At 74.2% G+C, this 12,276-nt stretch carries 11 protein-coding genes; 6 read left to right on the forward strand and 5 right to left on the reverse strand.

Going from position 1 to position 12,276, the window contains the following annotated elements:
- Window positions 1-3: 3 nt before the first annotated feature.
- A complete protein-coding gene (locus AC3EVP_RS23850; RefSeq protein WP_435132784.1) occupies window positions 4-1,710 on the forward strand; it encodes a BACON domain-containing protein in 1,707 nt (568 codons plus the stop codon).
- 54 nt (window positions 1,711-1,764) lie between these two features.
- Here AC3EVP_RS23850 and AC3EVP_RS23855 read toward each other — a convergent pair whose 3' ends face one another.
- Window positions 1,765-2,586, reverse strand: a complete 822-nt coding sequence (locus tag AC3EVP_RS23855) for a DUF3109 family protein (protein WP_435132787.1) — start codon at window positions 2,584-2,586, stop codon at window positions 1,765-1,767.
- A 130-nt stretch (window positions 2,587-2,716) separates the two neighbouring features.
- Here AC3EVP_RS23855 and AC3EVP_RS23860 point away from each other — a divergent pair, with 130 nt between their 5' ends.
- From AC3EVP_RS23860 to ilvD, 3 genes are all read left to right on the forward strand, one after another.
- Window positions 2,717-3,706, forward strand: a complete 990-nt coding sequence (locus tag AC3EVP_RS23860; RefSeq protein ID WP_335983551.1) for a Ppx/GppA family phosphatase — start codon at window positions 2,717-2,719, stop codon at window positions 3,704-3,706.
- 152 nt (window positions 3,707-3,858) lie between these two features.
- Window positions 3,859-4,662 (forward strand): sugar phosphate isomerase/epimerase family protein, encoded by an 804-nt coding sequence (locus tag AC3EVP_RS23865; RefSeq protein ID WP_335983547.1) that lies wholly within the window; start codon window positions 3,859-3,861, stop codon window positions 4,660-4,662.
- A 163-nt stretch (window positions 4,663-4,825) separates the two neighbouring features.
- Window positions 4,826-6,679, forward strand: a complete 1,854-nt coding sequence (gene ilvD, locus AC3EVP_RS23870; protein WP_435132790.1) for a dihydroxy-acid dehydratase — start codon at window positions 4,826-4,828, stop codon at window positions 6,677-6,679.
- A gap of 73 nt (window positions 6,680-6,752) precedes the next feature.
- Here ilvD and AC3EVP_RS23875 read toward each other — a convergent pair whose 3' ends face one another.
- Together AC3EVP_RS23875 and AC3EVP_RS23880 are read right to left on the reverse strand one after the other, a co-directional pair.
- Window positions 6,753-7,628: a glycosyltransferase family 2 protein gene (locus tag AC3EVP_RS23875; RefSeq protein WP_435132792.1), complete on the reverse strand. Its 876-nt coding sequence runs from the start codon at window positions 7,626-7,628 to the stop codon at window positions 6,753-6,755.
- A 131-nt stretch (window positions 7,629-7,759) separates the two neighbouring features.
- Window positions 7,760-8,452: an SDR family oxidoreductase gene (locus AC3EVP_RS23880; RefSeq protein WP_488179823.1), complete on the reverse strand. Its 693-nt coding sequence runs from the start codon at window positions 8,450-8,452 to the stop codon at window positions 7,760-7,762.
- A 75-nt stretch (window positions 8,453-8,527) separates the two neighbouring features.
- Here AC3EVP_RS23880 and AC3EVP_RS23885 point away from each other — a divergent pair, with 75 nt between their 5' ends.
- Window positions 8,528-9,100, forward strand: a complete 573-nt coding sequence (locus tag AC3EVP_RS23885) for a TetR/AcrR family transcriptional regulator (protein WP_435132797.1) — start codon at window positions 8,528-8,530, stop codon at window positions 9,098-9,100.
- A gap of 48 nt (window positions 9,101-9,148) precedes the next feature.
- Here AC3EVP_RS23885 and AC3EVP_RS23890 read toward each other — a convergent pair whose 3' ends face one another.
- Complete coding sequence (locus AC3EVP_RS23890) at window positions 9,149-9,616, reverse strand: hypothetical protein (RefSeq protein WP_435132800.1); 468 nt, start codon at window positions 9,614-9,616, stop codon at window positions 9,149-9,151.
- A 194-nt stretch (window positions 9,617-9,810) separates the two neighbouring features.
- Between AC3EVP_RS23890 and proC the strand changes: the two genes are divergently transcribed.
- Window positions 9,811-10,635: a pyrroline-5-carboxylate reductase gene (gene proC / locus AC3EVP_RS23895; protein ID WP_335983529.1), complete on the forward strand. Its 825-nt coding sequence runs from the start codon at window positions 9,811-9,813 to the stop codon at window positions 10,633-10,635.
- A gap of 75 nt (window positions 10,636-10,710) precedes the next feature.
- Here the strand turns inward: proC and trpS are convergent, their stop codons facing one another.
- Window positions 10,711-11,727 carry a tryptophan--tRNA ligase gene (trpS, locus tag AC3EVP_RS23900; protein WP_435132802.1) on the reverse strand — a complete coding sequence of 339 codons (1,017 nt, stop codon included), beginning with the start codon at window positions 11,725-11,727 and terminating at the stop codon, window positions 10,711-10,713.
- Between the last annotated feature and the right edge of the window lie 549 nt (window positions 11,728-12,276).

Here is a 12,276-nt window from a genome sequence, read left to right on the forward strand (position 1 = left end):
GTGATGAGCAGGCAATCCCCCAACTCGACGCAGAGCACCGGAGCGCACCGCAAACACCGTGTTCCGTCCGGACGGCAGTGTGCCGACGCGGAGCCGGAGCGGGCCGGCCGGGGGCACGCGGCCCGACGTGAGGGCCGGGCCCGGCGGCCGCAGGGCACGCTGCCCATACAGCCGCCCGCGCACTACGAGCCGTATCTGGACGGCCTGTTCACGTACTGCCTGTCCATCCTGTGCGAGCACGACGCGGCGGCCGGCGCGCTGGGCGAGGTGCTGGCGCTGGCCGAGCGGCAGCGGGTGCGGCTGCGCGACCCGGGGCTGCGCCGGCCGTGGCTGTACGCGCTCGCCCGGTGGGTGTGCCTGCGCCGGCTCGCGGCGGGCCGGCCGGCCGCGCCGCACACCTCGGAGGCGGTGGCCGAGCAGCGGCGGGCCCAACTCGCCTCGCTGACCTGGCCGGAGTCGGCCGGCACCACCCCCGAGCAGCGCGAGGCGCTGGAGCTGGCGGTCCGCCACCAGCTCGCGCCGCGCGAAGTGGCCCTGGTGGTGGGGCTCGACGCGGACGCGGCCAGGACCCGGCTCGCGCGGGCCGCCTGCGAGGTGGAGCGGACCCGTACGGCGCTGGCCGTCGTCGACACCGGCCGGTGCCCGGAGGTGTCCCAACTCGCCGGGGACAAGCGGGTGCTGCTCGGCGCCACACTGCGCACCGAGCTGGTCCGGCACGTCGACGACTGCCCGGTGTGCCGGCGCACCGCCGAGCGGGTCGTCGCCGACGGGCCGTGGCCGGGCGCGGCCGACGCCGCGGCGGTGCTGCCGCTGGTGGAGGCGCCGCGCTCGGCGGCGTACGCGGCGCTGCTGCACGCCATGGACACCGGGTTCGGGCGGGCCCGGGAGTCCACACCGCGCTTCGACCGGCGCGGCTTCCCCGTCGACCTGGGGGACAGGGCGGCCCGCCGGGCGGTGCTGCGGCACCGCGCGGTGACCACCACGGTGGTCGCGGCGGTCGTGGCCGCGCCGGTGCTCGCGGTGTGGGCCGCCTACCGGGCCACTCCGCTGGGCGAGGGCTCGCACGGGCACCGCGCGTCCGCGTCCGACGGGATCGACGGGGTGCCGTACGAGCAGGCGGGGCACGCCGGTCCGTCGCCGAGCGCACCCTCCGCGCCGACCGGTTCGGGCACCGCGTCGTCCGCCCCCCACTCGCCGCAGGACACCACCGTGGCGGTCACGGGCGGTACGGCGCCCCCGGCGTCGTCGGTGCCGGCGGGCGCGGGGTGGCTGGAGGTGTCGGCGCGGCCGGGTGACGGCGCCACATACGTCACGCTCACCGGCGGGGGCGCCGCGCCGGTGAGGTGGGCGGCGGCCACCTCCGCGTACTGGCTGGACTTCTCCGCACGCTCGGGCACCCTGAAACCGGGCGAGACGCTCACGCTGGTGATCCGGGTGGACCACTCCCTGGAGCCGTCGGGCTCGTGGTCGGCGCAGATCCGGTTCTCCCCGGGCGACGCCACGGTCACCCTGCAAGGCTCCTCCCGGCGTTCGGTGCCCCCGACCTCCGCGCCGCCGACCGGGGGAAGCACCGAGACCAGCACTCCGCCGCCGACCTCGTCCGCGCCGACCGCGCCATCCGGGCCCCCGCCGAGCAGTTCCCCTCCGACGAACTCGCCCGCCCCGACCGACAGCGCCACGCCGTCGCCGTCGCAGACGCCGTCCGGCTGACCGGGCCGGCCGGGCTGGGCCGATCGACCCGCAGACCCGTCCGGCCCGGGGCCGCTACCGCCCCGGGCCGGACGGGTCCGCCGGGTGCGGCGCCACCAGGGGCAGCGCCGACGCCAGCCGCACCTCGCACATCCGCGCCAGCTCCGCGTACCCGGCCTCGCCCATCAGCTCGGTGAGCTCGGGCCGGTAGGACAGGTACACCGGCTCGCCCCCGCCGTGGGCGGAGGTCGCCGAGGTGCACCACCAGTGCAGGTCGTGGCCGCCGGGCCCCCAGCCGCGCCGGTCGTACTCGCCGATCGACACCACCAGCACCCGGCTGTCGTCGGGCCGGTCCACCCAGTCGAAGGTGCGGCGGATCGGCAGCTGCCAGCAGACGTCGGGCTTGGTCTCCAGCGGCTCGCGGCCGTCGCGCAGCGCGAGCGCGTGCAGGGCGCAGCCCTGGCCCCCGGCGAAGCCGCGCCGGTTGGAGAAGATGCAGGCGCCGTCCACCACCCGCGTCTGCCGCTCGCCGTCCTCGTTCTCCTCGGCCCAGAAGCCGTCCGGCCCGGTGCCCAGCGCGTGGAACTGCCAGTCGTCCGCGGTGAGCCGTGTCACGTACTTCGCGACGCGCTTCTCGTCGTCGTCGTCCGAGAAGTGCGCGCCGAGCGAGCAGCAGCCGTCGTCGGCGCGGCCCGCCACGATGCCCTGGCAGCCGCTGCCGAAGACGCAGGTCCAGCGGGAGGTGAGCCAGGTCAGGTCGCACCGGAAGACCTGTTCCTCGTCCGCGGGGTCGACGAACTCCACCCAGGCGCGGGGGAAGTCCAGCCCGGCCTCGTCGGTCGCGGCGGTCGTACCGGCGCTCTTCTTCGTGCCCTTGCGGGGCTTCACCTTGGCCACGCGCCCAAGAGTAAGACCGTAATGCGCCGAATACGGTCACGCGGGACCGTGCCCGCCGAAGTGGAGTCCGGGCCGTACCGCCTGGTCGGACCCGCGCGGCGGGCGATCGCCGCTGACTACAGTGCTGCCCATGCGACTGGGAGTGCTCGACGTGGGGTCCAACACCGTTCACCTGTTGGTGGTGGACGCGCACCCGGGCGCGCGCCCGCTGCCGGCCTACTCGCACAAGGCGGAGCTGCGGCTCGCCGAACTGCTCGACGAGCACGGCGCGATCGGCCGGGCCGGGGTCGACCGGCTGGTGGGCACCGTGGCGGACGCGATGCGGGTGGCGGAGGACAAGGGCGTCGAGGACGTCCTGGCGTTCGCCACCTCCGCGGTCCGCGAGGCGGTCAACGGCGAGCAGGTGCTGGCCCGGGTAGAGCGCGAGACCGGGGTGCGGCTGACGGTCCTGTCCGGCGCCGACGAGGCCCGGCTGACCTTCCTCGCGGTACGCCGCTGGTTCGGCTGGTCCGCGGGCCGGCTGCTGGTGCTGGACATCGGCGGCGGCTCGCTGGAGGTCGCCTTCGGCATGGACGAGTACCCGGACGCGGCGGTCTCCCTGCCGCTCGGCGCCGGCCGGCTGACCGCCGCGCGGCTGCCCGCCGATCCGCCCGACGCCGACGACGTGCGCGCCCTGCGCCGCCACGTGCGGGCCGAGATAGCGCGCGCGGTGCCGGAGTTCGCCCGGCACGGCCGCCCCGACCACGCCGTGGGCACCTCCAAGACCTTCCGCCAGCTCGCCCGGATCAGCGGCGCCGCCCGCAGCGCGGACGGCCTGTACATGCAGCGCACGCTGCGCCGGGAGGTGCTGGAGGAGTGGGTGCCGCGGCTGGCGGCGATGAGCGCCGCCAAGCGCGCCGCGCTGCCGGGCGTCTCCGAGGGCCGCGCGCGGCAGCTGCTGGCGGGCGCGCTGGTCGCCGAGGGCGCGATGGACCTCTTCGAGATCGACGAGCTGGAGATCTGCCCGTGGGCGCTGCGCGAGGGTGTGATCCTGCGCAAGCTCGACGTGATGGTGGGCGAGCTGGCCTCCACCGCCCGCGACCAGGCGGTGGAGGAGCGGCGGGCCCCGCACGGCGCCTGAGACCCGCGGCCGCGCCGGGCGGCGCGCGGGCCGGCGGTGCCCTGCGCGGCGCCGGCGGCCGTACGCTGGCAGGCGTGCCTCAGCGAGCGGACCGACCCCAGGCGTGCGACGCCCCCCGGGTCCGCGCCTCCGATGTGTCCGGTATCTCCGGAATGCGAGGCTCTGCCGGGGCGAAGGTGGCGCTGTCCACCGCCTCGGTCTACCCCGAGTCCACCGCGACCGCGTTCGAGATCGCCGCACGGCTCGGCTACGACGGCGTCGAGGTCATGGTGTGGACCGACCCGGTCAGCCAGGACATCGAGGCGCTGCGCCGGCTGTCGGACTACCACCGGGTGCCGATCCTCGCGGTGCACGCGCCCTGCCTGCTGATCACCCAGCGGGTGTGGTCCACCGACCCGTGGACGAAGCTCCAGAAGGCCCGCGCCGCCGCCGAGCGGCTCGGCGCCTCCACCGTCGTGGTGCACCCGCCCTTCCGCTGGCAGCGCGGCTACGCCCGCGACTTCGTCCGCGGGGTGTGGCGGATGGCCGACGAGACGGACGTCCGCTTCGCCGTGGAGAACATGTACCCCTGGCGCTACCGCGACCGCGAGCTGCTGGCGTACGCGCCCGACTGGGACGTGACCAACGACGACTACCGCCACTTCACGGTGGACCTCTCGCACGCGGCCACCTCCCGCAGCGAGGTGCTGGACATGGCCGCGCGGATGGGCGACCGGCTCGCCCACGTGCACATGGGCGACGGCAACGGCTCCGCGAAGGACGAGCACCTGGTGCCCGGGCGCGGCACCCAGCCCTGCGCCGAGCTGCTGGGCGCGCTGGCCGCCGGCGGCTTCGGCGGCCACGTGGTGGTCGAGGTGAACACCCGCCGGGCGATGTCCTCGGCCGAACGCGAGGAGGACCTCGCCGAGGCGCTGGCCTTCACCCGCCTGCACCTCGCGGGCGTCCGCGTGCGCTGAGCCGCCCGTCCCCCGCACGGGTCACCATGCGGACGCGGCGTCCGAATCCTGGGCGACCGGCGTAGGCTCGACTTCCAGGCAGCAGCGAGTCCCGGCAGCGCAGACTCGTACGAGCGAAGTGGGCCGCAGGCCGAGACGCCAGGCCCAAGAAGGAGGGGAAACCGTGCCCGAGCTGAGGTCACGTACGGTCACCCACGGCCGCAACATGGCCGGCGCACGCGCGCTGATGCGCGCGTCCGGCGTCGCCAACTCCGACATCGGCAAGCCGATCGTCGCGGTCGCCAACAGCTTCACCGAGTTCGTACCGGGTCACACCCACCTCCAGCCCGTCGGCCGGATCGTCTCCGAGGCGATCAAGGCGGCGGGCGCGGTGCCGCGCGAGTTCAACACGATCGCCGTGGACGACGGCATCGCCATGGGCCACGGCGGCATGCTCTACTCGCTGCCCTCCCGCGACCTGATCGCCGACTCCGTGGAGTACATGGTCGAGGCGCACTGCGCGGACGCCCTGATCTGCATCTCCAACTGCGACAAGATCACCCCGGGCATGCTGATGGCCGCGCTGCGCCTGAACATCCCCACCGTCTTCGTCTCCGGCGGGCCCATGGAGGCCGGCCGCGCCACCCTCGTCGACGGCACCGTCCGCAAGCTCGACCTGATCAACGCGATCTCGGACGCCGTCAACGAGCAGGTCTCCGACGAGGACATCCTCCGCATCGAGGAGAACGCCTGCCCGACCTGCGGCTCGTGCTCCGGGATGTTCACCGCCAACTCGATGAACTGCCTCACCGAGGCGATCGGCCTGGCGCTGCCCGGCAACGGCTCGGTGCTCGCCACCCACACCGCCCGCCGCGCGCTGTACGAGCGGGCCGGCACCACCGTGGTGGAGCTGGCCAAGCGGTACTACGAGCAGGACGACGCGTCGGTGCTGCCGCGCGCCATCGCCACCCCGGCCGCCTTCGAGAACGCGATGGCGCTGGACATCTCGATGGGCGGCTCCACCAACACGATCCTGCACCTGCTGGCCGCGGCCCAGGAGGCCGAGGTCGCCTACGGCCTCAGCGAGATGGACGAGGTCTCCCGCCGCGTGCCGTGCCTGGCCAAGGTCGCGCCGAACGTGGCACCCGGCGGCACGTACTACATGGAGGACGTGCACCGCGCCGGCGGCATCCCCGCCATCCTCGGCGAGCTGTACCGCGGCGGGCTGCTCAACGAGGACGTGCACACCGTGCACTCGCCCTCGATCAAGCAGTGGCTGGACACCTGGGACGTGCGCGGCGGCTCCCCGTCCGACGAGGCCGTCGAACTGTGGCACGCCGCCCCCGGCTGCGTCCGCTCCGCCGAGGCGTTCTCCCAGTCCGAGCGCTGGGACAGCCTGGACACCGACGCGGCCGGCGGCTGCATCCGCGACGTCGAGCACGCCTACTCCAAGGACGGCGGCCTCGCGGTGCTGCGCGGCAACCTCGCCGTGGACGGCGCCGTGGTGAAGACCGCGGGCGTCGACGAGTCGATCTGGACCTTCGAGGGCCCGGCCGTCGTCTGCGAGTCGCAGGAGGAGGCCGTCGAGAAGATCCTCGCCAAGCAGGTCAAGCCCGGCGACGTGGTGGTCATCCGCTACGAGGGCCCGCGCGGCGGCCCCGGCATGCAGGAGATGCTCTACCCGACGTCCTTCCTCAAGGGCCGCGGCCTGGGCAAGGTCTGCGCGCTGGTCACCGACGGCCGCTTCTCCGGCGGCACCTCGGGCCTGTCCATCGGCCACGCCTCACCCGAGGCGGCCTCCGGCGGCACCATCGCGCTCGTCGAGGACGGCGACCGGATCAGGATCGACATCCCCGGCCGCAGCATGGAACTGCTCGTCTCCGACGAGGAGCTGGCCGCCCGCCGGGAGGCCCGCAACGGCGTGTACGCGCCGCGCGCCCGCACCCGCCACGTCTCCACCGCGCTGCGCGCCTACGCGGCGATGGCGACCAGCGCGGACAAGGGCGCCGTCCGCGACATCAGCAAGCTGGAGGGCTGAGGGCCCGCGGCTCCGTCCGGCCCAGAGCTTCCGCCCGGCTCCCGCAGATCCGACCCGCGCGCACCCCGCGCGGTCAGATCAGCGGGGGCCGGCCGAGCCTGGTCATCCGCCACGCGGTCGACCACCGCATCGGCCGGCGCGGCGGACACGGCGTCCGCACCCCCTCCACGAACCCCGCGCACCACGCCTTGAGCCCCGCCCCCGACCGGGTGCGCGCCACGGTCAGCGCCGTCCACACCCCCAGGTACGCGGGCACCAGCAGCACCGGCAGCCGCCGCTTGGCCAGCCAGACCCGGTTGCGGGCCAGATTGCGGTAGTACACCGCGTGCCGGGTCGGCGAGGTCCACGGGTGCCGCAGCACCAGCTCCGGCGCGTACCGGACGTTCCAGCCCGCGTCCAGCGCCCGCCAGGCGAGGTCGGTCTCCTCGTGCGCGTAGAAGAACGGGTCCGGCCAGCCGCCGATCTCGTCGAGCATCCGCATCGACAGGCCGTGCCCGCCGCCCAGGAACGTGGTGACCAGCCCGCCGCGCATCGGGTCCGACGCCCGCAGCCGCGGCACGTGCCGGCGCGCGGTGCGCCCGCGCTCGTCCGCGATCCGGAACCCGACCACACCCAGCCGCTCGTCCGCCTCGTACAGCGCGCACAGCCGGGTGAAGACGTCGGTGCCCACCAGCAGCCCGTCGTCGTCCAGGTCGACCAGGACGTCCACGTCGCCGAACTCCCGCAGCGCCTCGATCGCCACGTTGCGGCCGCCGGGAATCCCGAGGTTCTCGCTCAGCTCGATCGTGGCGACCTCCTTGGGGAGATCGGGCAGCGGCGAGCCGTTGCCCACCACCACGACCCGCGTCGCCGGGGTCTCCTGCGCCGCCACGGAGTCCAGCAGCGCCAGGAGTTCCGCGGGCCGGGTACCCATCGTCAGAATCGCAACACCTACACGAGGGTGGCGCACGGGTGAAGTCTCCGTTCCTCGGGACCGACCCGCCGATGCTAACCCCACCCGCCATGTGTTCCCGGTCGCGAATCCACGACCTTTGCCACCCGCTGCCCGACCGCTGACCCGCCCCCGGCCCGGGGCCGCGGTCACGCCACGGTGAACCCGCCGTCCACCGGCAGGATCGAGCCCGTCACGTAGTCGGCGCCGATCACGTACCGGATCGCGCCGGCGACGTCCTCGGCGGTGCCGACCCGGCCCGAGGGCACCGACTGCGCGGCGGCGTCGAACTGCGCCGCCCGCTGCTCCGGCGGCATGAAGGACCACCAGCCGGTGTCGATGACGCCCGGCGAGACCGCGTTCACCCGCACTGGGGCGAGGTCCGCGGCGAGCGGGGAGACGATCCGCTCGATGGCGCCGTTCACCGCCGCGAGCCCGACCGACCCCGGCAGCCCGGCGCGCGCCGACGCCGCCGAGACGAGCGTCACCGAACCGGTGACCTGCGCCCGCTGGACCGCGAGCAGGTAGCCGAAGAGCTTCCCCTCGAACGCGGCCCGGACGGCGTCCAGCCCGATCTGCCGGACCGGGCCCAGGCCGACGTGCCCGGAACTGAAGGCGAGCACCAGGTGCTCGAAGGCGCCGAACCGCTCGAAGAACGCGGTGACCGCCTTCTCGTCGGTCCCGTCGACGCGCTCGGCGGTCAGTCCCTCGGCGGCGGCCGCCGCCAGCCGCTCCTGGTCGCGGCCGGTCACGACCACCTCGGCGCCGTCCGCCCGCAGCGCGCGAGCCGTCGCCAACCCGATGCCGGACGTGCCGCCCATGATCACCACACGCATGCCCATGCCCCCTCGACTATTCGATACGTGCCGTCTCGTTTTTATATCGAGACGGCACGTCTTGTAAAGTAGGGTGAGCGGATGACGGGTGACCGGCGGCCGGGGAGGCCACGCAGCGAGGCCGCGCGCCAGGCGATCCTGGGCGCGGCCATCGACGAGCTGAGGGAGCGCGGATACGGCGCGCTGACGGTGGAGGGCATCGCCGCGCGGGCCGGCGTCGGCAAGCAGACGATCTACCGCTGGTGGTCCTCGAAGGCAGACGTCGTGCTGACGGCCCTGCTCGACCTGTCGCAGACGACGGTCGCCGTACCGGACGAGGGCACGCTGTCCGACGACCTGACGGCCTTCCTCGCCGCCACCTTCCGCCAGCACGGGCAGCGGCCGGTGCTGGTCGGCCTCATGGCGCAGGCCCTGCTCGACCCGGCCTTCGCCACGGACTTCCGTGACCGCTTCCTCTTCGGGCGGCGCGCGGTGCTCCGGCAGATCCTCGAACGGGCCGCGGTCCGCGGCGAGATCACGCCGGAAACGGACCTGGAACTGCTCATCGACGTGGTCTACGGCGTGCTGTGGTACCGGCTGCTGCTCGACCACGCGCCCCTGGACGAGGCGGTGGGGCGGGAGCTGGCGGCGCTGGTGGTGAAGGCCGCGCGCTGACCGGGCGGCCGGCGCGGGGCGGCCGGTCCAGGATGCCGCCGGACGCGGTCAGGCGCGGGGGCGGCCGAAGGTGCCGGCGAGGCCGACGACGGCCCCCACCACGGCGCCGTGCCACAGCCCCGTCCACACCGACCCGAAGAACCCCTGGCTGGTGAGCACCTGCCGCAGCACCAGGTCGGTCAGGAACATCATCGCGGCCGGCACACTCGCCACCTGCCACGGGTGCGAGCGCGCCCAGCGCCTGATCCGGTGGTCCCGCCCGCGGCCCCGCGCGGAGTAGCCGAGCACCGAACCGGCCCCGCCCACGCAGAAGAACAGCAGCGCGGCCACCGACAGCGCACCGGTCAGGACACCGAGCCCGAAGTGCCCGTGCACGAGGTGCAGGGCCAGCGACACACCGCCGCCCAGCGCGCCCACGACGGCGGCCGGCCGCCAGGGTCCGAGGGTCACCGAAGCAACGGCCAACTGCCGCTTCTCCGCGCCCGACACAGAGATCTCACGGGATGAACGACTCATACCGCTACGGTCCCCCCGGGACCGGCGGCACGCCATAGGGGATGACCCTGACCCGCCCCTACCGCACCCCCGGCGCCGGCCGGACCCCCGCCTGCCCGCACGCCCGCCCGAGGAGTGGACGCGTCCCTCACCCCACCCCCGCCCCCTGCGAGGATGACCCCACAGGGAGCCCCGTACCGCTTGAGGTGAACCGCATGACCGCCACCCCCGCCCCGACCCAGACCGTCGCCGTCCTCGGCGCCGGCAAGATCGGCGAGGCGCTGCTCTCCGGGATGATCAGGGCCGGCTGGGCCCCCGCCAACCTGCTGGTCACCGCCCGCCGCGCCGAACGCGCCGACGAACTGCGCACCCGCTACGGCGTCCAGGCCGTCGACAACGCGCACGCCGCCAAGACCGCCGACACCCTCATCCTCGCCGTCAAGCCCCAGGACATGGGCGCCCTGCTCACCGAACTCGCCCCGCACGTCGGCGCCGACAAGCTCGTGATCAGCGCCGCCGCCGGCATCACCACCGCCTCCGTCGAGGACCGCCTCACCGAAGGCACCGCCGTCGTCCGGGTCATGCCCAACACCCCCGTGCTCGTGGACGAGGGCATGTCCGTCATCTCCGCCGGACGGCACGCCGACGAGCAGCACCTCGCCCGCACCGAGGCGATCTTCCAGCCGGTCGGCAAGACCCTGCGCGTCCCCGAGAAGCAGCAGGACGCGGCCACCGCGCTCTCCGGCTCCGGCCCCGCCTACTTCTACTACCTGGTCGAGGCGATGACCGACGCCGGCATCCTGCTCGGCCTGCCCCGCGCCCAGGCCCACGACCTCATCGTCCAGTCCGCGATCGGCGCCGCCGTCATGCTGCGCGACAGCGGCGAGCACCCCGTCAAGCTCCGCGAAGCCGTCACCTCCCCGGCCGGCACCACCATCAGCGCCATCCGCGAACTGGAGAACCACGGGGTGCGCGCCGCCCTGATCGCCGCCCTGGAGGCCGCCCGCGACCGCAGCCGCGAACTGGCCGCGGGCGCGTAACCCTTCGGCGGCGGAAGAGGGTACGGGCCCGGCACGCGCCGCACCCGTACCCTTACCCGTACCCGCGGTCACCCCTCAGGCCGGCCGCAGCAGCCCCATCGCCTCGTACGCCGCGTCCACCGTCGGCCGCGCCAGCGCCCTGGCCCGCGCCGCGCCCTCCCGCAGCACCCCGTCGACGTACGACGGGTCGGCACTGATCTCGGCGTGCCGCGCCCGCAGCGGCCGCAGCAACTCCACCACCGCGTCCGCCGTGTCCGCCTTCAGCGCCCCGATCCCGTCGTACCGCTCCGCCAGCGCTCCCGGCTCCGCACCGGTACACGCCGCCAGCACCTCCAGCAGGTTCGCCACCCCCGGCCGCGCCTGCCGGTCGTACGACACCCCGGGCTCGCTGTCCGTCACCGCCCGCCGCACCTTCTTGGCGACGGCCTCCGGCTCGTCCAGCAGGTAGACGATCCCGGCCGTCGACGCGTGGGACTTGCCCATCTTCGCCGCCGGGTCCTGGAGGTCCATCACCCGCGCCGCCACCGCCGGCACGGTCGCCCGCGGCACCACGAACGTATGGCCGTACCGCTGGTTGAACCGCACCGCGATGTCCCGGGTCAGCTCCACGTGCTGGGCCTGGTCCTCGCCCACCGGCACGTCCGTCGCCCCGTACGCCAGGATGTCCGCCGCCATCAGCGCCGGATACGTCAGCAGGGACAGCCGTACGCTCTGCCCGGAGGTCCGGGCCCGCGCCGACTTCTCCTTGTACTGGATCATCCGGCGCATCTCGCCGTCGGTGGCCACGCACTCCAGCAGGTACATCAGCCGGGTGTGCTCGTCCACGTGGCTCTGCGCGAACACCGTGCACACCGCGGGATCCAGCCCCGCCGCCAGCAGCAGCCCCGCCGTCTGCCGGCTCAGCCGCCGCACCCGCGCCGGGTCGTGCTCCACGGTCAGCGCGTGCAGGTCCACCACGCAGAAGAGCGACTCCGTGCGGTGCTGGTCCTCCTCCGCCCACCGCCGCATGGCGCCGAGGTAGTTCCCGAGCGTGAGGTGCCCGGTGGGTTTGATCCCGCTGAAGACCCGCGCGCCCTGCGTCGTCACCGTCATGTCCGTCGTCTCCTGTGTCCTGTGTCGTGTGACAGATGGAGACCGCCGCCCGGTGAAGCGGCCGGGGAGCACAACGCGAAACGGCCGCCGAGGCGGCGGCCGTTGGATGCGTACGTCAGTCCGGGCCGCCCTAGGCGGCCCACCACTGGGAGCTGTACGTACGCGAGGTCATGCACAGGACTGTACCGCGGGAGGGGCTTGTCCGGCCGGTACCCGGGCGGGTTGACATCGGGTGGGGCGGTGCGTAATGTTCTCCGGGTTGCCCGACGTGAGCGCCGACTCCGGTCGGTCCCCGGGCGACCATTCCGCAGCAACCAATCGAGTCGAACGCGCATTGCCGCGTTCGTCCGCCTGTGCGCTTTCGGAATGCCCGGCGGAACGGGAAGCGGCCGATTTGGATCGGCCGGTGAACCTCCGCTAAAGTCTCACTCGTCGGAACGGCCGAAGGGCCGGAAAGACAAGCCCCGCTGACTGGGGGTCAGGCACTGGAAAGGGTCTGATAGAGTCAGAACACAACGAAGGGAAAGCCCGGAGGGGCCCCGAAAGGGT

Source organism: Actinacidiphila sp. bgisy144, from assembly GCF_057708105.1.

Excerpts from the sequence above, each read along its gene's own strand:
- AC3EVP_RS23880 (WP_488179823.1), bottom strand. The coding sequence starts at position 8,452 with ATGGGCATGCGTGTGGTGATCATGGGCGGCACGTCCGGCATCGGGTTG.
- proC (WP_335983529.1), top strand. The coding sequence starts at position 9,811 with ATGACCGCCACCCCCGCCCCGACCCAGACCGTCGCCGTCCTCGGCGCC.
- AC3EVP_RS23860 (WP_335983551.1), top strand. The coding sequence starts at position 2,717 with ATGCGACTGGGAGTGCTCGACGTGGGGTCCAACACCGTTCACCTGTTG.
- AC3EVP_RS23890 (WP_435132800.1), bottom strand. The coding sequence starts at position 9,616 with ATGAGTCGTTCATCCCGTGAGATCTCTGTGTCGGGCGCGGAGAAGCGG.
- AC3EVP_RS23885 (WP_435132797.1), top strand. The coding sequence starts at position 8,528 with ATGACGGGTGACCGGCGGCCGGGGAGGCCACGCAGCGAGGCCGCGCGC.
- AC3EVP_RS23865 (WP_335983547.1), top strand. The coding sequence starts at position 3,859 with ATGCGAGGCTCTGCCGGGGCGAAGGTGGCGCTGTCCACCGCCTCGGTC.
- trpS (WP_435132802.1), bottom strand. The coding sequence starts at position 11,727 with ATGACGGTGACGACGCAGGGCGCGCGGGTCTTCAGCGGGATCAAACCC.
- AC3EVP_RS23850 (WP_435132784.1), top strand. The coding sequence starts at position 4 with ATGAGCAGGCAATCCCCCAACTCGACGCAGAGCACCGGAGCGCACCGC.